Origin of the sequence: Halobaculum magnesiiphilum (genome assembly GCF_019823105.1) — an archaeon.
Classification (GTDB): Archaea; Halobacteriota; Halobacteria; order Halobacteriales; family Haloferacaceae; genus Halobaculum; species Halobaculum magnesiiphilum.
Genome location: NZ_CP081958.1, coordinates 1,967,943 through 1,987,758, shown reverse-complemented (window position 1 = coordinate 1,987,758; position 19,816 = coordinate 1,967,943). Strand labels below are relative to the sequence as shown.

Annotated in this window: 26 protein-coding genes; 12 read left to right on the top strand and 14 right to left on the bottom strand. The window is 70.8% G+C overall.

The genetic code is table 11. The annotated features are described in order from the left end of the window. Positions 1 to 40 precede the first annotated feature (40 nt). On the bottom strand, positions 41 to 208 hold the full coding sequence (locus K6T50_RS10050) for a DUF1931 domain-containing protein (protein ID WP_073308856.1): 168 nt from the start codon (positions 206 to 208) through the stop codon (positions 41 to 43). Between the two features lie 153 nt (positions 209 to 361). On the opposite strand from K6T50_RS10050, the gene larB reads away from it, so the two are divergent. The 3 genes from larB to K6T50_RS10040 all read left to right on the top strand — a co-directional run bounded on the left by larB (position 362) and on the right by K6T50_RS10040 (position 1,852). Further along, positions 362 to 1,138 carry a nickel pincer cofactor biosynthesis protein LarB gene (gene larB / locus K6T50_RS10045; protein ID WP_222606473.1) on the top strand — a complete coding sequence of 259 codons (777 nt, stop codon included), beginning with the start codon at positions 362 to 364 and terminating at the stop codon, positions 1,136 to 1,138. Between the two features lie 113 nt (positions 1,139 to 1,251). After that, positions 1,252 to 1,404, top strand: a complete 153-nt coding sequence (locus K6T50_RS19290; protein WP_425601380.1) for a DUF7563 family protein — start codon at positions 1,252 to 1,254, stop codon at positions 1,402 to 1,404. Between the two features lie 220 nt (positions 1,405 to 1,624). After that, positions 1,625 to 1,852: a GIY-YIG nuclease family protein gene (locus tag K6T50_RS10040; protein ID WP_222608885.1), complete on the top strand. Its 228-nt coding sequence runs from the start codon at positions 1,625 to 1,627 to the stop codon at positions 1,850 to 1,852. A gap of 38 nt (positions 1,853 to 1,890) precedes the next feature. Here the strand turns inward: K6T50_RS10040 and K6T50_RS10035 are convergent, their stop codons facing one another. Next, a complete protein-coding gene (locus K6T50_RS10035) occupies positions 1,891 to 2,511 on the bottom strand; it encodes an NADPH-dependent FMN reductase (protein ID WP_222606472.1) in 621 nt (206 codons plus the stop codon). Positions 2,512 to 2,638: 127 nt separating this feature from the next. Between K6T50_RS10035 and K6T50_RS10030 the strand changes: the two genes are divergently transcribed. Both K6T50_RS10030 and K6T50_RS10025 read left to right on the top strand, forming a co-directional pair. Beyond that, complete coding sequence (locus tag K6T50_RS10030) at positions 2,639 to 4,039, top strand: phosphoglucomutase/phosphomannomutase family protein (protein ID WP_222606471.1); 1,401 nt, start codon at positions 2,639 to 2,641, stop codon at positions 4,037 to 4,039. Positions 4,040 to 4,138: 99 nt separating this feature from the next. Beyond that, complete coding sequence (locus K6T50_RS10025) at positions 4,139 to 5,533, top strand: alkaline phosphatase family protein (protein ID WP_222606470.1); 1,395 nt, start codon at positions 4,139 to 4,141, stop codon at positions 5,531 to 5,533. A gap of 10 nt (positions 5,534 to 5,543) precedes the next feature. On the opposite strand, the gene K6T50_RS10020 is transcribed toward K6T50_RS10025, so the two are convergent. Both K6T50_RS10020 and samp2 read right to left on the bottom strand, forming a co-directional pair. Continuing rightward, on the bottom strand, positions 5,544 to 6,047 hold the full coding sequence (locus tag K6T50_RS10020) for a GNAT family N-acetyltransferase (RefSeq protein WP_222606469.1): 504 nt from the start codon (positions 6,045 to 6,047) through the stop codon (positions 5,544 to 5,546). Then, on the bottom strand, positions 6,044 to 6,244 hold the full coding sequence (gene samp2, locus K6T50_RS10015) for a ubiquitin-like small modifier protein SAMP2 (RefSeq protein WP_222606468.1): 201 nt from the start codon (positions 6,242 to 6,244) through the stop codon (positions 6,044 to 6,046). The genes K6T50_RS10020 and samp2 overlap by 4 nt, the downstream gene beginning before the upstream one ends. Before the next feature lie 153 nt (positions 6,245 to 6,397). On the opposite strand from samp2, the gene K6T50_RS10010 reads away from it, so the two are divergent. Then, entirely contained in the window at positions 6,398 to 7,411 is a 1,014-nt protein-coding gene (locus K6T50_RS10010) for a replication factor C small subunit (RefSeq protein WP_222606467.1), read from the top strand. Positions 7,412 to 7,464: 53 nt separating this feature from the next. Here the strand turns inward: K6T50_RS10010 and K6T50_RS10005 are convergent, their stop codons facing one another. After that, positions 7,465 to 8,430 carry a cation diffusion facilitator family transporter gene (locus K6T50_RS10005; protein ID WP_222606466.1) on the bottom strand — a complete coding sequence of 322 codons (966 nt, stop codon included), beginning with the start codon at positions 8,428 to 8,430 and terminating at the stop codon, positions 7,465 to 7,467. Positions 8,431 to 8,523: 93 nt separating this feature from the next. Here K6T50_RS10005 and K6T50_RS10000 point away from each other — a divergent pair, with 93 nt between their 5' ends. Then, on the top strand, positions 8,524 to 9,042 hold the full coding sequence (locus K6T50_RS10000; protein WP_222606465.1) for a metallophosphoesterase: 519 nt from the start codon (positions 8,524 to 8,526) through the stop codon (positions 9,040 to 9,042). 389 nt (positions 9,043 to 9,431) lie between these two features. On the opposite strand, the gene K6T50_RS09995 is transcribed toward K6T50_RS10000, so the two are convergent. After that, positions 9,432 to 10,313 carry an ArsR/SmtB family transcription factor gene (locus tag K6T50_RS09995; RefSeq protein WP_222606464.1) on the bottom strand — a complete coding sequence of 294 codons (882 nt, stop codon included), beginning with the start codon at positions 10,311 to 10,313 and terminating at the stop codon, positions 9,432 to 9,434. 169 nt (positions 10,314 to 10,482) lie between these two features. Between K6T50_RS09995 and K6T50_RS09990 the strand changes: the two genes are divergently transcribed. Together K6T50_RS09990 and K6T50_RS09985 are read left to right on the top strand one after the other, a co-directional pair. Then, entirely contained in the window at positions 10,483 to 11,646 is a 1,164-nt protein-coding gene (locus K6T50_RS09990) for an acyl-CoA dehydrogenase family protein (protein WP_222606463.1), read from the top strand. 243 nt (positions 11,647 to 11,889) lie between these two features. After that, positions 11,890 to 12,195: a DUF7853 family protein gene (locus tag K6T50_RS09985; RefSeq protein ID WP_222606462.1), complete on the top strand. Its 306-nt coding sequence runs from the start codon at positions 11,890 to 11,892 to the stop codon at positions 12,193 to 12,195. A gap of 20 nt (positions 12,196 to 12,215) precedes the next feature. Here K6T50_RS09985 and K6T50_RS09980 read toward each other — a convergent pair whose 3' ends face one another. Next, positions 12,216 to 12,596, bottom strand: coding sequence for a thiol-disulfide oxidoreductase DCC family protein (locus tag K6T50_RS09980; RefSeq protein WP_222606461.1), 381 nt, complete (start codon positions 12,594 to 12,596; stop codon positions 12,216 to 12,218). A gap of 56 nt (positions 12,597 to 12,652) precedes the next feature. After that, the gene (locus tag K6T50_RS09975) at positions 12,653 to 13,141 is read right to left on the bottom strand and encodes a cupin domain-containing protein (protein ID WP_222606460.1); all 489 of its coding nucleotides are present in this window, start codon (positions 13,139 to 13,141) and stop codon (positions 12,653 to 12,655) included. A gap of 183 nt (positions 13,142 to 13,324) precedes the next feature. Here K6T50_RS09975 and K6T50_RS09970 point away from each other — a divergent pair, with 183 nt between their 5' ends. Next, a complete protein-coding gene (locus K6T50_RS09970) occupies positions 13,325 to 13,645 on the top strand; it encodes a 4Fe-4S dicluster domain-containing protein (protein ID WP_222606459.1) in 321 nt (106 codons plus the stop codon). 27 nt (positions 13,646 to 13,672) lie between these two features. Here K6T50_RS09970 and K6T50_RS09965 read toward each other — a convergent pair whose 3' ends face one another. From K6T50_RS09965 to K6T50_RS09955, 3 genes are all read right to left on the bottom strand, one after another. Beyond that, complete coding sequence (locus tag K6T50_RS09965) at positions 13,673 to 14,047, bottom strand: type II toxin-antitoxin system VapC family toxin (protein ID WP_222606458.1); 375 nt, start codon at positions 14,045 to 14,047, stop codon at positions 13,673 to 13,675. Beyond that, entirely contained in the window at positions 14,044 to 14,268 is a 225-nt protein-coding gene (locus K6T50_RS09960) for an AbrB/MazE/SpoVT family DNA-binding domain-containing protein (RefSeq protein WP_222606457.1), read from the bottom strand. Before K6T50_RS09960 ends, K6T50_RS09965 begins: the two co-directional genes overlap by 4 nt. Before the next feature lie 76 nt (positions 14,269 to 14,344). Continuing rightward, positions 14,345 to 16,474 carry a heterodisulfide reductase-related iron-sulfur binding cluster gene (locus K6T50_RS09955; RefSeq protein ID WP_222606456.1) on the bottom strand — a complete coding sequence of 710 codons (2,130 nt, stop codon included), beginning with the start codon at positions 16,472 to 16,474 and terminating at the stop codon, positions 14,345 to 14,347. 166 nt (positions 16,475 to 16,640) lie between these two features. Between K6T50_RS09955 and K6T50_RS09950 the strand changes: the two genes are divergently transcribed. Both K6T50_RS09950 and K6T50_RS09945 read left to right on the top strand, forming a co-directional pair. Next, the gene (locus K6T50_RS09950) at positions 16,641 to 17,237 is read left to right on the top strand and encodes a conditioned medium-induced protein 4 (RefSeq protein ID WP_222606455.1); all 597 of its coding nucleotides are present in this window, start codon (positions 16,641 to 16,643) and stop codon (positions 17,235 to 17,237) included. Between the two features lie 249 nt (positions 17,238 to 17,486). Continuing rightward, positions 17,487 to 18,200, top strand: coding sequence for a CRISPR-associated protein Cas4 (locus K6T50_RS09945; RefSeq protein WP_222606454.1), 714 nt, complete (start codon positions 17,487 to 17,489; stop codon positions 18,198 to 18,200). Positions 18,201 to 18,218: 18 nt separating this feature from the next. On the opposite strand, the gene K6T50_RS09940 is transcribed toward K6T50_RS09945, so the two are convergent. The 3 genes from K6T50_RS09940 to K6T50_RS09930 form a co-directional block, all read right to left on the bottom strand. Continuing rightward, positions 18,219 to 18,809: an L-threonylcarbamoyladenylate synthase gene (locus K6T50_RS09940; protein WP_225935414.1), complete on the bottom strand. Its 591-nt coding sequence runs from the start codon at positions 18,807 to 18,809 to the stop codon at positions 18,219 to 18,221. Between the two features lie 129 nt (positions 18,810 to 18,938). Beyond that, positions 18,939 to 19,451 carry a redoxin domain-containing protein gene (locus tag K6T50_RS09935; protein WP_222606452.1) on the bottom strand — a complete coding sequence of 171 codons (513 nt, stop codon included), beginning with the start codon at positions 19,449 to 19,451 and terminating at the stop codon, positions 18,939 to 18,941. After that, positions 19,452 to 19,721 (bottom strand): glutaredoxin family protein, encoded by a 270-nt coding sequence (locus K6T50_RS09930; RefSeq protein ID WP_222606451.1) that lies wholly within the window; start codon positions 19,719 to 19,721, stop codon positions 19,452 to 19,454. Positions 19,722 to 19,816 lie beyond the last annotated feature (95 nt).

Sequence of the window (19,816 nt, the reverse complement as noted above, 5' to 3'; positions counted from 1 at the left end):
CTACGCGGTCGGTGAAAGAAGTGGAGGAAGGTGGCCGAGTTTACAGGTCGCGCGGCTGGACCGTCTTCCGATCGTTCTCCTCGGCGCGGCGGGCGGCGTCCTCGAGCAGCTCCTCGACTTCCCCGTCGAGTGCGTCGTAGAAATCGGACGCGACGTTCTTCTCCTCGAGGTACTCCTTGACGGCTGCCTTGACGATGAGGTCTGCCATGCAATCTGGTTTTCCCGACGCCTCCTTATAAGATTTCCCAAGTTATCCCGCGAGGCGGGGCCCCTCGCGGCCGTTCACGGGTGTTTCCGACTTCGGGTTTATATACCGTTCCCGGTCGGAGGCTTCGAGTCGGTCCGCCCCCGAGGGTCGTCCATGCGCGAAACGCTGGAGGCGGTCGCCGCCGGCGACCTGACGCCCGCACAGGCGGAGGCGCGGTTGCGCGGCTACGCGACCACGGAGGCCGGACGGTTCGACGCCGCCCGGGAGCATCGCCGCGGGATCCCCGAGGGGATCCTCGCGGAGGGGAAGACGCCCGCGGAGGTGGCGGCGATGGCCGACGCCGCCGTCGACTCGACCGGGCGGGCGCTCGTCACGCGCGCCGATGACGAGACGGCCGAGCAGGTGCGGGCCTACATGGACCAGGAGCATCCCGAGGCGACCGTCGAGCGCGACGCGCGCGCGAGAACCGTCGTCGTCCACGCCGACAACTACGAGCCGCCGGCCGTCGACGCCGACGTGGTCGTCGTCTCCGGCGGCACCGCTGACGCGCCCGCGGCCCGGGAGGCGGCCGTCGTCGCCGGCGAGGCCGGCCCGCGCGTCGAGACGATCGAGGACGTGGGCGTCGCCAACCTCACGCGCGTGCTCGACGAGCTGGACGCCCTTCGCGGGGCGGACGTCGTCGTCGCGGTCGCGGGGCGGGAGGCCGCCCTGCCGCCCGTCGTCGCCGGCCTGGTCGGCGCGCCCGTGATCGGCCTCCCCACGTCGACTGGGTACGGCGTCGGCGGCGACGGGAAGGCGGCGCTGCTCGGCCTGCTCCAGTCGTGTACCGTCCTCTCGGTGGTGAACGTCGACGCCGGCTTCGTCGCCGGGACGCAGGCCGGACTGATCGCGATCGGCGTCGACGGCTCCCGCGATGAAGGGGACGACTGACCGACCGGTTCGACGCCGTTTTCCGCCGCTGCACGGCCCGTGCGCCGTGAAAGAGTATATGTGTCATGCACCCCTACGCGTGTTACCGGCAGCGGTGGATGCCGGTCGACCACATGCCACGCTGCGACCACTGCGGGTCGCACGTATCCGACCGCTTCGCCCGCGTGTTCAGCGACGAACGCGGGAACCTGAACGCGTGCCCGTCCTGCTCTGCGAACGCGGGCATCGCCGAAGCGGCACGGGATCGGACCCGCGCAGACGACTGAACCGCTCTGCGACCACCTCACCGCGCCGCGACGGCCACCACCCATCCGTCCCCCGTTCCCCCGCGGGACTCGGGGCCGGCGGCTCCGTGCCGCACCGCGTCAGTTTATCGTCCGCGCGTCGAACACCGCCCACGTGAGCGACAGCGACTCGACCGACGCCGCCGGCGGCGACGAGCCCGAACGGGTCGACGGCGTCGCCGTCCCGGCGGCCGATCACTACGTGTACGTGCTGGAGTGTGCCGACGGGTCGTTATACACGGGCTACACGACCGACGTGGTCCGCCGCGTCGCCGAGCACGACGCCGGCGACGGCGCGAAGTACACCCGCGGACGGGCGCCCGTCGAGTTGGTCCACGTCGAGGCGTTCGACTCGAAGTCGGCGGCGATGAGCCGGGAGTACGCGATCAAACAGCGGTCGCGACGGGAGAAGGAGCGGCTGATCGGGTAGGAGCGGTCGATCGGTTGAGGGGTCGCCCGTCCGACCAGTTACTCCGGAACGTCAAGGAACTCGTCCTTGTGGCCGGCGTAGTGGGCGATCCGACGGCCGAGTTTCATCGTGCGCTCGCGCAACGCGTCGTCGACGAACTCGTAGCGCGCGTCCGCGCCGATCGCGCCCTCGGGCGGCCGGTCGCCCTCGTCCCACGGCTCGAAGCGATTGCGCGCGTTGCGGATCCCGACCTGAAGCGGGGCGACCCAGCCGTGGACGCCGCGGATCGTCGCGCGCATGTGTTCGAGCGTCCCGCCGTAGGAGCCGCCGCCGGCGACGGCGAACAGCCCGACGACGGTGTCCTCGTACTCGTCGAAGCTGCACCAGTCGTGGAAGCTCCGGAACGCCGACGAGTACGAGTCGTGGTACACCGGCGTGCACAGGAGCACGCCGTCGGCGCGGCGCATGCGCGCGAGCAGGTCCGGCACGTCGCCGGCGTCGGCGGCGTCGATGTCCGGGTGATACAGCGGCACGTCGAGTTCGGGATCACCCAGATCGATGAAGTCCGGCTCGGCGCCGGCCTCGACGGCGGCGTCGAGGGCGTACCGCAGCGTCGCCCGGCCGTAGCTTCCGTCGCGCCGCGAGCCGTTCACGGCGACGACGGTCGGCGTCTCCGACATGCCAGAGAGTTCCCGGGGGCGCGCAAAAGCCCGTCGGGATCTGACGGCGGCCGGCGCCGGATGCGGCGCTCGTCCGGTCCGGCCGCGGGCACCCGGGTTTTTGCCGCCGCGTGCCGACGCCTCGGGCATGGACCGGATCTCCTTCGGAACCGACGGGTGGCGCGCCACCCTCGACACGTTCACCGACCGCCGCGTCCGGATCGTCGGCCAGGCCGTCGCCGACACCCTCGCCGAGTCGGAGCCCGACGGCTCCGAGCGCCCGGTGATCGTCGGCTACGACGCCCGGCCCACCTCCGAGGGCTTCGCCGAGTCGCTCGCGGCGGTGCTCGCTGGCAACGGCTTCGACGTGCTGCTCCCAGAGCGCGACTGCCCCACCCCGCTCGTGGCGTACGGTATCGTCGAGCGCGACGCCGCGGGCGCGATGATGGTCACGGCCTCGCACAACCCGCCCGAGTACAACGGCGTGAAGTTCATCCCCGACGACGGCGCCCCCGCCCTCCCGGAGGTCACCGAGCGCATCGAGGCGAACCTCCGCGAGCCGACCCTCGACGCCGCCGGCACCGCCGACGAGGGCGAGGTCCGCCGCGTCGACCTCCGGACCCCCCACGCCGAACACGCCCACGACCTCGTCGCCGACGGTGGGGCGCTCGATCTGTCGGGGCTGACGGTCGCGTACGACGCGATGCACGGCAGCGGCCGCGGCGTTACCGACGCCCTGCTGGAGTCCGCCGGCGCCCAGGTCGAGCGCCTCCGGTGCGAGCGCGACCCCGAGTTCGGCGGCGGGTCGCCGGAGCCCTCGGCCGAGAACCTGACGGCGCTCGCCGAGCGCGTCGTCGAGGGCGACGCGGACCTGGGGATCGCCAACGACGGCGACGCCGACCGGCTGGCGATCGTCACGCCCGAGCGCGGCCACCTCGACGAGAACCTCTTCTTCGCGGCGACGTACGACCGCCTCCTGGAGGGCGACTCCGGGCCCGCGATCCGGACGGTCTCGACCACCTTCCTCATCGACCGGATCGCCGAGGCGCACGGCGAGGAGGTGTTCGAGACCGCGGTCGGCTTCAAGTGGGTCGCACAGGCGATGGGCGAGCACGACGCGTTGATCGGCGGCGAGGAGTCCGGCGGCTTCTCCGTGCGCGGACACGTCCGCGAGAAGGACGGCGTGTTGATGGCGCTGCTCGCGGCCGCCGCCGAGAGCGAGGAGTCGTACGACGACCGCGTCGACCGACTGGAGGCCGAGCACGGCCGCATCGTCGCCGACAAGGTGAGCGTCGACTGCCCCGACAGCGAGAAGGCCCGCGTCATCGACGACCTCGCCGACCACATCCCCGACGAGGTCGCCGGCGAGGCGGTCGCGGACGTGGTGACGGTGGACGGGTTCAAGCTCCTCCTGGCCGACGGCTCGTGGCTGCTCGTGCGCCCCTCGGGCACCGAGCCGAAGATGCGCGTGTACGCCGAATCCGGCTCCGAGAAGAACACGAAAGCGATCCTCGCCGACGGCCACGAGCTGGTCGAGCCGCTGGTCTGAGGCGGTGGGCCCGTCGACCGATTGAGCCGTCCCCTCCTCGGTTCCGCGGCCGATCCCCGGATCCCCGGGTTTGACGGCGGGGTCGTCGCTACGGCCGGTATGTTCGACGACGAGGTCGCCGCCCGCATCCGCGACGACCGCGAGCGCGACGGCTACCTGTTCCCCGACTACGGCCGGTACTGCTTCGCCGGCGTCCCCGCGACCCTCGGCGGGGTGCTCGGCGTCGACCTCCCCGGCGACCCGCTCCCGGACGGCGCCGTCGCCGACGTGCCCGGCCTCGCCGGCACCGCCCCCGGCGACGACGCCGACTACGACCGCGTCTGTCACGTGCTCGTCGACGGCTTCGGCTACGAGCAGTGGCATTGCGAGGTCGCCGCTGACCGTGCGCCGGGGTGGCTCGCCGACCTCGCGGAGACCGCCCGGGTGACGCCGCTCACGTCCGTCTACCCCTCCGAGACCGCGGCGGCGATCACGACCGCCCACACCGGCCGCACGCCCGCCGAGCACGGCGTGATCGGCTGGGACGTGTACCACCAGGACGCCGACCGCGTCGTCCAGACGCTCCCGTTCACGACCAAATCCGGCGAGCCGGCCGACGAGGCGTCCGGCGTCGACGCCGGCGACCTCTTCGCGGGCGGGTCGATCTACGAGACCCTGGCGGCCGCGGGCGTCGACTCCGTGACCGTCCAGCCCACGAAGGCCGCGACGGGCGCGTACTCGGCGCACGCGCTCGCCGGCGCCGACTCCCACGGCTACGAGGATCTCGACGGCTTCCGATCGCTATTGACCGAGGCGCTCTCCGAGTCGGATCCGGACACCTACTGCTACGCGTACCTCTCGGACGTGGACGGCGCGGCCCACGAGGCCGGCACCGACTCCGACCGCTACCGCGAGACGCTCGCAGCCGTCTCGGAGGCCGTCGAAACGGCGCTGTCGGGCGTTCCCGAGGAGGTCGCCGAGTCGACGCTGCTCGTGCTCACCGCCGACCACGGCCACGTCGACACCGACCCCGAGACCAACGTCGACCTCTGGGAGCACGACTTCCTCACGGAACGCATGCGTCGCTATGAGACCGGCGCCCCGACCGAGTATCCGCTGGCGCGAGGCGACGGGGGAGACAGCTGGGACGGCGACGACGACGGCGACGACGACGCCGGCGCCGGCGACCCGCTCCCGCCGGTCGGCGGCGCGCGCAACGTCCACCTCCACCTCCGGCCGGGGACGACCGAGGAGGTGATCGACTACCTCGATCGGACGTTCGACGGGCGGGCGTTCACCCGCGAGGAGGCCCTCGACCGCGGACTGTTCGGAAACCGGGAGGTCTCCGACCGCCTGCGTCGCCGCTGCGGCGACGTCGTGTTCGTCCACCGACGGAAGGCCGCCTGGCGGGGTGACGAGCCGGGGAAGCTCGGCTACGTCGGCTGGCACGGCGGGCTGACGCCCGAGGAGATGTTGACCCCGTTCGCGGCCGCGCCGCTGTCGGACGTAGTCTGATCGCGGACGATCACTCCGACGCGTCGGTGTCGGCCGCGTCGTCCTCGGCGTCCGCGAACGTTCCGAACAAGCGCCCCTCGCGCGCCTCGATCTCGAACCCCAGCGACTCGTAGAACGGCCGCACCCCCGGCCGGAACGTCGCCGTCAGCGACCCGTCGGTTCGCTCGGCGGCCGCCGCGACGAGGGCGGTGCCGACGCCGTCGGCCCGCCGGCGCTTTCGTACCGCGATCGCGTCGATGTGACTGTCGGCGAGCACGAGCGCCCCGATCACGGCAGGGTCGTCGGTCTCGCCTGCGGTGTCGGCGTCGACGGCGACCAGCGCGTCGCCGGCGGCGACGCGGTCGGCGAGGTCGTCCGGAACCGAGAGCATCGCGGCGTCGAGGAGTCGGCGGACCGCGTCGGCGTCGTCGCCGCGGGCGGGCCGGATCGACGCGGCAGCGGCGCTGTCGCCGGCGTTGTCGGCGGAGCCGTCGGCGGTACTATCGACGGTGCTGTCGGCGTCGTCGCCGGTCATCCGCCCTTGATGAGCCGGAGCACCTTCAGATCGCTCGCCTCGACGGGGGCGTCCTCCGGGACCGGGCTTCCGTCCACGAGCACGGTCACCTCGTGAGGGGAGTAGCCGACCGCCCGGCACACGTCGGCGTAGGTCGCGTCGTCGTCGAGCGCGAGCGTTTCGGTCCCCTCGCCGACGACCTCGCAGGTCACGTCCATGTCCGCAGTCGCCGCCGCGCGGCTTTCAGCGTTGTCGTCGCGTGCCCTCGGGCGCCCCCGACCGCGGGCGACGGGGGACGGGCGTGCGCCGGTCCAGGGTGCCGGGGGCGGTATCTCGGGGCGTTTATCCCCCCGGGCCGCCGACCACCGTCCATGAGCGAGGCCGACGACGCGGAGGCGACCGAGGCCGGCGACGGGGACGACGCCGGCCCCGCGCCCGGGCGGGAGGTCTGGATCGAGAAGTACCGCCCGGAGACGCTGGAGGACGTGTACGGACACGAGCAGATCGTCTCCCGGCTGCAAAGCTACATCGAGCAGGACGACCTGCCGCACCTCCTCTTTGCGGGCCCGGCCGGCGTCGGGAAGACGACCTCGGCGGTCGCCATCGCCAAGACGATCTACGGCGACGACTGGCGGACGAACTTCCTGGAGCTCAACGCCTCCGACCAGCGCGGGATCGACGTGGTGCGCGACCGGATCAAGAACTTCGCGCGCTCGTCGTTCGGCGGGTACGACTACCGGGTCATCTTCCTCGACGAGGCCGACTCACTCACCGACGACGCGCAGTCGGCGCTCCGGCGGACGATGGAGCAGTTCTCCGACAACACGCGCTTCATCCTCTCGTGTAACTACTCCTCGAAGATCATCGACCCGATCCAGTCGCGGTGTGCCGTCTTCCGCTTCTCGCCGCTGTCGGACGAGGCGGTGGCGGCGCAGGTGCGCGACATCGCCGCCGACCAGGACATCGAGATCACCGACGAGGGGCTCGACGCGCTGGTGTATGCCGCCGACGGCGACATGCGCCGCGCTATCAACTCCCTGCAGGCGGCCGCGACGACCGGGGAGGTCGTCGACGAGGAGACCGTCTACGAGATCACCGCGACGGCGCGCCCCGAGGAGATCGAGGCGATGGTCGAGGACGCGCTCGCCGGCGACTTCTCGAAGTCGCGGGCGACGCTCGACACGCTGCTCACCGAGACGGGGATGGCCGGCGGCGACATCATCGACCAGCTCCACCGCTCGGTCTGGGAGTTCGACCTCTCCGATCGCGAGGCGGTGCGGCTGATGGAGCGCATCGGCGACGCCGACTTCCGGATCACCGAGGGCGCCAACGAGCAGGTACAGCTGGAGGCGCTGTTGGCGTCGCTGGCGCTGGCGAACGAGTAGGCGACCGGGACCGCGTCCTCTCCTCCGGGCGCCTCAAGCCTCCGCCGTGCAACTCACACTTCCGGCTCGATGTAGACGATCCGGACACGGTCGTCGAGATCCCGAAGCGTTGCCTCGATCTGGGTGATGTCCTCGTCGACGCCGCGGGCCGCCGCGTCGCCGTCGAAGCTCACGTCCGCGGTGACCAGCGCCTCCCCGGGGCCGACGAACACCGTCCGGAAGCCGTCGACGTGGACGACGCCCTCGTGGTCGGCGATCGCCGACCGGAGCGTCTCCTCCACGTCCGCGGGAAGCGACTCTCCGAGGATCAGCCGCTTGTTCTCCCAGGCGAGCGCGACGGCGAAGCCCATCAACAGCCCGCCGATGACGAGCGAGGCGATCGCGTCGAACACCGGCATGTCGAGGTACCGCGCCAGCGTGATGCCGACGAGCGCGACGGCGGCGCCCGCAAGCGCGATGGCGTCCTCGGTGAAGGCGGTGAGCGTCGTCACGTCGCTGGTCTTCGAGAACGCCTCGCGGACCCCCGACCAGCCGTACGTCTCGATCTGCCGCTGGAGCTCCGCGTTCGCCTTCGCGAGCGCGTAGACCTCGAACACGATGGCGCCCAGGAGGACGACGACATTGATCCAGAACGGGTCGACCGGCACCAGCTCGGTGAAGTTGATCCCCGCGAGGATCACGTCGGCCCGCTCGCCGCCATGTCCGGTGTGCATCAGCGCCTCGTACCCGTGTTTTAGCGACTCCCAGCCGGCGATGCCGAACAGGAGCACGGAGACGAGAAAGGCGTAGAAGAACTGCGCCTTGCCGTAGCCGAACGGGTGCGACCGGTTCGCCTCCCTGCTCGAGTAGCGGATCCCGATCAGGAGGAACACCTGGTTCCCGGTGTCGGAGATGGAGTGGTACGTCTCCGAGAGCATCGACGGCGACCCGGTGAGCAGGAAGCCGAAGAACTTCATGACCGCGATGGAGCCGTTGGCGATCAGCGCGGCGATAACGACGGACCTGCTTCCTCCAGCCATTGTCGGCACGTCGCCGCCGACCGTAATCAACCCCGGGGAGCCGCGGACGCCGACCTCCCGAACCGTTAGGACCGCCCGTCCCCTCCCGTCGGTATGCTCGTCGTCATCTCCGACACCCACGCGACGGACGACCACCGCCTCCGCGGACGGACCCTCGATGCGGTCAGGGAGGCCGACGCCGTGATCCACGCCGGCGACTTCTACCGGGAGCCGGTGCTCGACGACCTGCAGCGCGAGGCGGCGACGGTGTACGGCGTCACCGGCAACAACGACGACGCGGCGCTGCGCGACCGACTCCCGCGCGAGCGCGTCGTCGGCTACGAGGGCGCGGCGATCGCGGTGCGTCACCGCAGCAGAAGCGGCGCCACCGGGCTCGTCATGTTCGGGCACGAGCGCGACGCCGACCTCGTCGTCTTCGGCCACAGCCACCGCCCCGAGTTCGACGATTCGGGGGCGGTGCCGCTGCTCAATCCGGGCAGTTACGCACAACCTCGGGGGAACCGGCCGGCACACGCCGAGGTGACGCGGACCGACGACGGGCTCTCGGGGGAACTCGTGACGCCCGACGGCGAGGTGTTCGAGCGGTTCTCCGTGCCCGTACGGAGGCCGTGAGACCGCTCGGTGGGGGACGTACGCGTGTGACTGACGGCGCGTGTGCCGATCGTCTCGCCGTGTGCGAACGCGCGGGTCGCGTCAACGGGGACCGGGTTCCCGGGTCGCCGGCCGTCCGCGCACCCGGTCGGCGGATGTCGGGGAGACGGTGGCAGGTGTGTGACTCGGGCGCGGCGGTCGGAGGGCCGATGCGGGAACCGCGAACGGAGGGCCGGCGCGCCACCGGGAACCGGTACCAACACGTAACGGCGCTCGTGTCAAGTACTTTCTCTATGGTCAAACACCGTTTTTAGTCACCGCGACGGCGACGCGATCGGCGACATCAGATCGGGTCGGGTCGGGTCAGGTCGAGTCGGTGGGTCGCGCCGGCTGACGACCGCACCGCCGGCTCACGCCCCGCCGCGGCGCCGGGCGACCAGCGCGACGACCGCGAGCGCGAGCAGGCCGCCACACAGGAACAGGAACCCCGGCGAGGCGGCGAGCAGGTCGACCAGCGTCGGCCCGGCGTCGGCGGCGACGGCGTACGTCGTGTCGCGGGCCAGTTCGGTCGCGGTCGGGTCGGGGGTGGGCGTCGCCGCGGGCGTCGAGGTCGGCGCGGGCGTCGCCGTCTCCGCCGCGGTCTCGGTCGCCTCCTGGATCCCCATCCCGCCGTCGCCGGCGGTTTCCGTCGGCGTCGCCGTCGCCGTCGCGGCGTCGTCCGCGGGGGCCTCCGTGGCGGTCGCGTTCGTCGACTCGACGCTCACGTCGGCGCCGTCGCCGGCCGCGCCGCCGTCGGCCCCGCCCGCCGAGCCGAACCCAATGGTGGGCGCGAACGGGCCCCCGAGAGCGGTCTCGACGACGACGGCGCCGAGGCCGACGGCGCCGATCCCGCCGAGCAGTCGGCTGAGCGTCGCGCGGATCCCCGAGGCCTCGGACTCGGGGCCGGCGACGAGCACGAGCGGCCCGTCGGCGGGGGCGTACACGTCCATCTCGCGACCCTTCTGGGAGTAGACGGTGTCGACCACCTCGACGACGCCCGCCTCGCGCAGGCGCTTCAGGTGGTACTGCGTGTTCTGCAGCGACGTGTCGACGCGGTCGGCCACGTCGCTGGCGGGGCCGGGGCTGTCGTGGAGGGCGGAGAGGATCGCGCGCGCGGTGTCCGAGGACAGCGCCGCGAGGACGGCGTCTGCGTCGTCGCCGTCGACGCCGATGACGCGCGGGTCGCGGTCCCCGTCGTCGCCACGGGACCACGGCCCGCCGATCCCCGGGATGGAGGAGGGCATGTCGGCCATTCGTCGTTCCTCTTTCGCGGTGGAGTTGGTAAGCCTTCCGTGCGACGCGGCACGGGAGTGGGTTCGCGACGCCGGTCCCACCCGATGACCCCGGTCGACCGACCGCGTTCCTCACGAAGGATCCGGCAGATCCCGACATCCCTTTGTCGACGTGTCACCGAGTCCTCGTATGCTCGATTACGTCGGTCTGGAGGCGGATCTCTCGGCCGAGGAGAAGCTGATCCGCGATACGGCCCGGGAGTTCGTCGCCGAGGAGGTCGCCCCCGACATCGCCGACCACTACGAGGCGGGGACCTTCCCCACGGACCTCATCCCCGATATGGGCGATCTCGGCTTCTACGCGCCGAACCTGGAGGGGTACGGCTCCCCGAACGTCTCCGAGCGCGCGTACGGCCTGCTGATGCAGGAACTGGAGGCGTGCGACTCCGGACTGCGCTCGATGGCGAGCGTCCAGGGCGCGCTCGTGATGTACCCGATCCACGCGTTCGGCAGCGACGCCCAGAAGGAGGAGTGGCTCCCCGCGCTCGGGCGGGGCGAGGCCGTCGGCTGTTTCGGCCTGACGGAGCCCGAGCACGGCTCGAACCCCTCGGGGATGGAGACGCGCGCCGAGCGCGACGCCGACGGGTTCGTCCTCAACGGCGAGAAGACGTGGATCACCAACTCGCCCATCGCGGACGTGGCGGTCGTGTGGGCGAAATTGACCGACGACGACGGATCGCCCGTGCGGGGGTTCCTCGTCGAGACCGACCGCGAGGGCGTCGAGACGCCGAAGATCGAGGAGAAGCTCTCGATGCGCGCGTCGGTCACGGGCGGGATCGTCCTCGACGACGTGCGCGTCCCCGAGGAGAACGTTCTCCCCGACGTGACGGGGATGAAGGGGCCGCTGTCGTGTCTCACGCAGGCCCGGTACGGCATCGCCTGGGGCGCCGTCGGCGCCGCCCGCGACTGCTTCGAGACGGCCCGCGAGTACCAGACCGAGCGCGACCAGTTCGGCGGCCCCATCGCCCGCTTCCAGATCCAACAGGAGAAGCTCGCGGAGATGGCGACGCAGATCACCCTCGCGCAGCTGCTCGCGTACCGGCTCGCGGATCTGAAGGAGCGCGGCAACCTGCGCCCCCAGCAGGTGTCGATGGCCAAGCGCAACAACGTCCGGATGGCCCGCGATCAGGCGCGCGTCGCCCGCGAGATGCTCGGCGGCAACGGGATCACGACCGACTACTCGCCGATGCGTCACATGAGCAACCTGGAGACGGTGTACACCTACGAGGGCACCCACGACATCCACTCGCTCATCCTCGGGGAGGATCTGACCGGGCTGTCGGCCTTCTCGTGAGGCGATAGCGGCGCGAGTCGCGTCGACAGCCCGGTCAGCGACCGGGATCCCGTCCTTCTCGTGACCGATCTGCCTGCGTCACGCGTCGGTAGTCACCGGCTTACCAGTCACGTCGGGCGATCGACACAGACGGGGTCGCGACGGCGCGGGGCCGTCGACGGGAATCTGCCCCGTACCCGCCGTGCGATCCGTGTGAGAACCATGATCATAGCTAAGTAGGTGGACTCTGAGGCGCCAACCGAGATGGCAAAACCGGTCGAGGGCGGATGGCGGACGCTCGCGTTCTCCCGTGAGGAGGCGTGGGTGGTCCACGCCGCGCTCCTCGACGGGGTTCGAACGGCGGTCGAGGCCGGGGACGCGACGGAGGGGTTCCCGGAGCTCGACGCGTTGGCGGCGATCGAGGACGGCCGCGAGCGCTTCGATCCCGCGGAGGTGGACGTGATCCGCGGGGCGCTGGAGGCGTACCTCCCGGGCGCGCCGCCGCGGGACCTGGCCCCCGGGCGGGCGGCGCTACGGCGGACCGACGCCCCCGAGATCCCGGACGCCTGAGACGCCGGACGCGACGGCGACTACGACGAGGCGTTGCCGTTCGACGGCGAGTCGCGCCGCGCGAGCTTCCCCCACAGGTCCCGGCGGTCGGCCGCCCACCGGTAGAGTTTCTCGCGGGCCTGCGGGTACTTCGGCAGTCCCTTCGCGGCCGCGGTGAGCCACCAGCCCGCGGCGCCGGTGCGCTTGGCGACGGCTTCGAGCGCCTCGCCGCAGGAGTACACCGCGGCGTCGGTGACGAGGTGCATGCACTCCTCGTAGTCGTCGGGCAGTCGCGCGCGCAGCTCGTCGTCGGCCAGCTCGGAGAAGCCGACGGCCTCGAACTCGCCCAGCTCCAGCGCGTGCGAGACGACGAACGTGCAGAAGCCGCAGTCGTCGTCGTACACGAGGCGGGGGACGGACATACGTCGATCTACGGGCTCGGCCGATATGTGGTTTCGGGCGACTCGATCCCGTCCCGCTACCCCTCCTCGCCGTCCCAGTAGTCGACCGCGTCGCCGCGGCGGAAGTACGCGTCCACGTCGCGCTCCCCCTCGCCTCCGGGCGCCGCACCGGCCATCGCGCCCACCTTGTCGGAGTCGGGGTACACGAGCACCTCCGGGTCGCGCATCGTCGAGACCATCAGGTACCGCAGCGCCCCGTCGGAGTCGTTGATCACCCGGTGTGCGCCGTCCTCGCCGGACGGGAGCGCGACGTAATCGCCGGATCGGAGCGGGGTCGTCCCGTCCGCGTGGCGCAACGTCCCCTCGCCCGACAGGACGTACAGCGCCTCGGCGTTGCCCGCGTGGTAGTGGAACGGCCACGCGCGCTTGCCCGCCGGGAGTTCATAGAGGCTGCACCCGAGGTCGTCGCCGCCGCCGCCGGCGGCGAGTCGCTTGCGGCGCCACCCCACCCCCTCGCCGCGGTCGGTCTCCTCCCAGTCGAGATCGTCGGCGTTGACGCGGTTCACGCAGAGGGGTCGTTCACGTCGACCGTAACCGTGTCGCCCGTGGCGACCGTGCCTGCCTCACCTGTCGCGACCGCGACCGCCGGTAACTGCCGCGACCGCCGTAACCCGCCGCGACCGCGCCGGCGACGCTTCCGCATCCCACGGATGCCGGCGTTTTTGTACGTGTCGCGGTAAGCGTCGGCAATGGGAATCGATCCGAACTTCGACGAGAACCGCGAGCACGTCGGCGAGGAGAACGGCCTCGACGTGTGGGGGCCCGTCGACCCGCCGGAGAAGCTCGGCATCCACGGCGCCCACGTCGCCGTCGACTACGACATCTGCATCGCCGACGGGGCGTGCCTGGAGAACTGTCCGGTCGACGTGTTCGACTGGGTCGACACGCCCGACCACCCCGAAAGCGAAAAGAAGGTCGAGCCGACCCGCGAGGACCAGTGCATCGACTGTATGCTCTGTGTCGACATCTGTCCGGTCGACGCGATCGACGTGGACGCCTCGCGGTCGTAGGGAGATGACGGACACACCCTCCCTACCCTACTCCGTGAGGTCCTCCAACGCGACCCGGTCGGTTACGTCGTCGTAGCTCCCGTCGGAGGAGACGATGGGATCGCCGTCCGCGGCAACGAGGTGAAGTGCGTCGAACGGAGTCAACCCGTCCTCCTCGACGACGTTGGCCGCGGCCAGAACCGGGTCGGTCTCCCCGCGGACGTCGACGAGCGCGGCGGCGTTCGCGACGACGCGTTCGACGTTCCGCTCCTCCCGGTACGCAACGAGCATCAGCTCCACCAGCGTGTGTGGCGACGTCCAAAGTTCCTCGCCGTGTTTCCGGTAGTACTCCTCGGCGGGCGCCGACAGCCAGTCGTCCTCTTTGATCAGCGCGAGCAAGAAGTCGGTCTCGGCGTACCTCACCGACGGGCCTCCTCGATCGCTTCTTCCTCGGCCGCCGCAGCGAGTTCGTCGGCGGACCCCTCCACGTCTCGGAACTCCTCCCGGAGCGCGGCGAGGGGGTCGTCCGCGACAGGGATCAACAGCAACCGATCCTCGCGCTCGACCAACTCGAACCGGTCGCCGAACTCCTCACGTAGCGATTTCGGGAGATAGATCCGTCCGTCGGCGGCGTCGACGCGCATGGATCGGCTATGAGTTCCACGAACTTGATTCTTTTCCGCAAGTTGGAGATCGTGGAGTAGTTCGGGCTCTCTTCCGTCAGTCGGCCGTCGTCGGCGACGCGTCCCCGTCGGCGTCCGCGTCGGCGGGAGCCTCGACGGCGACGCCCTCTTTCGCCGCCAGCGCCTCACACAGCAACTCGGCGATGTCGACGATCTCGATGTCGTCCTCGAAGTTCCCCGTCTTGCGGCCGTCCTCGTACATCGTCCCGCACATCGGACAGGCGACGACGAACTTCTCGACCTCGCCCCCGGCGTCGGTGTCCTCCAGCGCCTCGCGCAGACGCTCCTCGCTGGGCTTGGACTCTTCCTCGTGGTCCATCCAGAGGCCGCCGCCGCCGCCCCCACAGCAGAACGAGTCAGAGCGGTTGCGCGGCATCTCGTAGAGGTCCACGCCCGTGGCGCGGATGAGGTCCCGGGGCGCCTCGTACACGTCGTTCATCCGGCCGAGGTGACACGGGTCGTGGTACGTCGCGGTGTAGTCGAGTTCCGTGCCGTCCAGCCCGAGGCGACCCTGCCGGACGAGGTTCTCGACGACCTCGGTGTAGTGGAAGACGGGGTCGTCGAACTCCGACACCTCGGGGTACTCGTTGCGGAAGGTGTTCATCGAGTGCGGGTCGGTCGTGACCACCTTCTCGAAGGTCGCCGACTCGAACGCCTCGACGTTATCCTCGACGAGCATCTCGAACAGTCCCTCCTCGCCGACGCGGCGCACGTCGTTGCCGTCGTGCTGCTCGTCCTCGTAGAGGATGCCGTAGGAGACGTTCGCGCGCTCGAACAGCGTCGCAAGCGACCGGGCGACGCGCCGGTTGCGCTCGTCGTAGCTCGGATACTCGCCGACGTACCAGAGGAACTCCACGTCCTCCTCGCGGGCGTCGGGTACCTCGAAGTCCAGGTCCTCGGTCCACTCGGGGCGCTTGCGGGCGGGGTCGCCGAACGTGTTGCCGTTCTGGAACACGTTCATCATCGCGTCCTGCACCATCTCGTCCATCTGGCCCGTCTCGGTGAGCCGTCGGTTCATCTGGGTGAACTCGGAGACGTGCTCGATGTCGACGGGACAGGCGTCCATGCAGGCCATGCAGGACATGCACGACTCCATCGACTCGGCGGCGATGATCGAGTCGCCGCCGTCCGCGACGATCTCGACCTCCTCGGTCTCGCCGGCGTCCAGCGACTCGCGGTAGCTCTTGAGGTCGAGGATCACGTCGCGGGGGTCGAGGTTCCGGCCGGAGGCGTTGGCCGGACACACCGAGGAACAGCGGCCGCACTTGGTGCAGGCGTCCTGATCGAGGATGTGGCGCCAGGAGAAGTCCTCGATGGAGCCGTAGCCGATCTCGTCGGGACCGGCGTCCTCCGGAACCCCGGGCAGGCGCACGCCCGCCTTCTCGTCACGGGTGACGACGTTCGCGAACGAGGAGATCATGTGGAACGGCTTGGCGTACGGGATCAGCGCGATGAACGCGAACGCCAGCAGGGCGTGGCTCCACCACGTCCAGTGGTACAGCGTCTCGGCCATCCCGACGGTGACGCCCGCCTCCGCGAACAGGCCGGCGAGGAAGAAGCCGACGAACGATACCTGCTCGTAGGCGACGAACTCGGCCGAGCCGATGATGCGGAACGCCTCCAGCACGTAGCCGCCGACGCCGAGCGCCAGCAGCGTCCAGACGAACGCGTCGTCCTCCAGGGAGGTGTGCTTACCCCACAGACGACCCTCGCGCTCGGTGTAGCGCCGGTAGATGGCCATCCCCACCCCGACGACGAACAGCAGCCCCATCGCGTCCATGACGAACGAGTACGAGAGGTAGAAGTCGCCGACGAAGAACGACTCGCCGGTGACGGGACGCCAGAAGTCCAGATCGATGCCGAGGATGGTCGTCCCGATGAGGAGGGTGAGAAAGCCCCAGAGGATGAACGCGTGCATCACGCCCGCGTACAGGTCGCGGTCGAACTGTCCCCGGTTCGACGCCACGATCCGCGCCGCCCGCAGCACCCGCCCCGGCAGGTCGTCGAGGCGGTCGAACCAGTCGTCCTCGCCGGCGGCGTAGCGCGCGAACCGCGCGTACGTCCCGTAGAGGAACACCGCGATCGCGACCGCCGCGAGGTAGTAGAACGCGGCCTTCCCGACGGGACCGATCGTCCAGAAGGTCTCGCGCGTCACGTCGGCTTGCATGTGCCTATCGCGTCTCCGCCTCCGATTAAATCTTCTCACACCATCGTGCGTGAACGATCGCCGCGGCACCGCCGCCTGCGGGCGGTTCGCCGCGTTCGGTCGACGCCGTGAACGGTTCCCTCGGCCCCAACACGTTTTTTGCCGGCGCCGGCCTAGTTTCCATTCTATGGACGAGAAAACCGAGGAACTCCGCGACATCTTCCTCGACACGACGGGGGGTGACACGGTAACGGAACGACAAGAGGAGGGGCACGGCTCGCTGGCGTCCGATCCGGACGTGGAGGGGCGCCTCGCGGAACTCGTCGGGCGGATGCGCGAGCGCTACGAGTTCGCCTCGGACCTCGCCGACGAGGACCTCGTCCGCCTCGTTCGGCTGTACTTCGACGGGACCGACGACGACGCGATCGCCGACGCGCTGGGCGTCCCCCCGGACGCGGTGTTCACGGCGCGGATGGACCTCCATCTCGTGCGGGAGTCGGACCGCGAGGCGCCGTTCGATCTGTCGCGCCTCCGATCGCTGTATGTCGACGACGTCCCGCTCGACGAGCGGGCGGCCGAGTTGGACGCCGAGGAGGAAACGGTCGCCCGCTACTCCGAGGTCGTCGCCGCCGACGCCCGGTCGACGCGGGCGAACGACCGCTTCCGCGACGAGTTCGCCGAGCTGCTCGCGGAACAGGACCTCAAGGGGGGCCACACCGAGGACGCCCGCGAGGACGGGCTCCGGGAGGCCGCCGAGGACATCGAGACGAACGTTTCCTTCTGACGAACCGCTTTTCACCGCCGGGTTTCCTCGCGAGCGGCGGAGCCGCTCGCTGCGGGGAACCCGGCGGCCAAAACCCGTTCATGACAAAAGAGCCGCTCGCTCGCCGGCCGAAGGCCGGCTCGCTCGCGGTACAACCACTGGTGACTCCGCGACCGCACCACCCCCGCCTCCGCGACCGCACCGCGTCCGCCCGGCACCGCGACCGCGACGCGGCGAACGTTCAAATACGAACCCGGCACCACCACCCACGTGCCCCGGGAGAAACCGACCTTCACGGACCTCGCGACGGCGACGTACTGCCCACGCCAACTGTACTACGACCGCCGCGAGGACGACCGCGATCCCCCGCCGGCGGCGACCGCCCGGATCGACCTCGCCTTTCGGTACCCCGAGTTGCGCGAACTGGACGACGCTGCACTCGCCGCCGAGCCGATCGATCGGCCACCCGGCGAGTACCGCGCGGCGCTCGACCGACTGGCCGAGCGGTCGGACTGGACGGCGCTGTCGGCGCCGACGAACACCCGGGTACTCCTGGACGGGAAGGACGCCCGCGGCGTCGCGCACAAGGTGCTCGGCGCCACCGGCGCGGACGCGCCGCGCGACGAGGGCGGAAAACCGAGCGGCGATCCGCCCGTTCCAGTGATCGTCTCACCCGGCGACCCGCCCGATCGGGGCGTGTGGGAGCCGCAGTCGGTCCGGGCGGTCGCCGCGATGCACGCGCTCTCGTGGCAGGAGGGGAGACGGATCCGGCGCGCACTCGTGGAATACCCCGCCCACGGCGTCGTCCGTGAGGTCTCCCTGTCGGTCCGACGATCGGGTACCTACCGCCGGGTGCTCCGGTCGGTGCGCGAGTTGGACGGCCCGCCGGCGCGGCTGTCGGGCAGCGAGAAGTGTCGGGAGTGCCGTCACCGGGCGAACTGCGGGGTGAAAACGCGGAGCCTGCGGAGCCTGATCGGGCTGTAAGTCGTCTCCGCCTCGCGCTCAGGGCTCGCTCGCCAGCCACTCGCGGATCTCGTCGGCCAGCGGGCCGGCTCGGTGGATGACACCGCGGTCGGGGTCGACGACGGTGCTCTCGCCGCCGGGCGTCTCGCCGCCGTCGAGGACCGCGGCGGCGCCGTCGCGGACTCGCGAGTCCAGGCCCTCGACCCGGCGGACGCTCCCGGCGCCCGAGCGGTTCGCGCTCGTCGCCGTGATCGGCCCGGCGGCGTCGGCGAGCGACCGCGCCGTCCCGTGATCCGGTACCCGGATCCCGACGCGGGGTTCGCCGTCGGTGAGTTCGCCCGGGAGCGCGTCGCCGCGGTCGACGACGACGGTCACCGGTCCCGGGAGGAACGCCCGGGCGAAGCGGGCGGCGCGGTCGCTCGCGGGCACCAGCGACAGCGCCGCCTCGACGCTCCCGAACGCGACCGACAACGGCTTGTCCCGCGGGCGGTCCTTCAGCTCGTACACGCGCTCGACGGCGGCCGGGTCGGTCGCGTCGGCGCCGAGGCCGTACACCGTCTCGGTCGGGTAGACGACCGCCTGGCCGGCGCGGATCGCTTCGGCCGCGTGCTCGATGTCGGCGTCGGTCACGTCGCTCGAGTCGGTTGCGTCAGTCGAGTCGGTCGAATCGATCGCGTCGGTCGAGTCACTCGGGTCGGTCGCGTCGGTCGGTTCGTTGTCCGGCTCGTGGTTCGATCCGTCGGCGTTCATGGGCGCTGCTTACAGGCGTTCGAGGTGCGTTTCGACCTCGTCGTAGTCGGGGAAGTCGGGCCACTCGGCGGCGACCCACGCGTACTCGACGACGTGGTCCTCGTCCAGGAGGAACACGGCGGGGCGGTGCTCGCGGATCCCCGCCATCCCGTCGAGGTCCTGGACGGCGCCGTAGCGCTCGCCGACCTCGGCCGAGGGGTCCGAGAACAGCTCGTAGTCCATCCCGCGTTCGTCGATGAACGTCTTGTGTTCGTACGGGGTGGAGATGGAGACGCCGGCCACGGTCACGTCGTCGGTGTCGCCGTGGCCCCACCCGCGGTCGCGGATCTCGTTCCAGACGTACGTCGCGGGGAACGCGCCGTCCATCGGGAAGAACACGAGCGCGACCGGCCCGTCGAGGGCCGACAGCGCGGTGTCCGTCCAGTACTCGTCGCCGACGAGCGGCCGGGTGAAGTCGGGCGCCTCCTCGCCGACGGCGACGTGGTCCGCTTCCGGAAGCTCGACGACGTCGAAGTCGACCATTCAGGCACCCCCCGCGGCGCCGTCGCCGTAGGTGTTGTCGAGGTACTCCACGATATTGCCCGATTCCGACATCGTCACGCCGGTGTTCTGGTCCCGGATAGCGGGCACCGACCGCTTGCCGGTAAGCCGGGCGACCGCGTTCCGGTCGGAGTGCATCGGCTCGACGAACCGCGACTCGTACTCCAGGCCGTACTGCTTGAGCGTGCGAACGACGCGCTCGCAGTAGGGACACGCCTGGAGCCGATACAGCGTGATGTCGGACGTTGTCATGGCCGGGGCTACGACGCCGGATCTGGTAATCCCTTCGCCCGCGGAACTCGGCGCGTCCGTGCGGCGGCCGCCTCCCGCCGTCCGTTGGCTGCCGC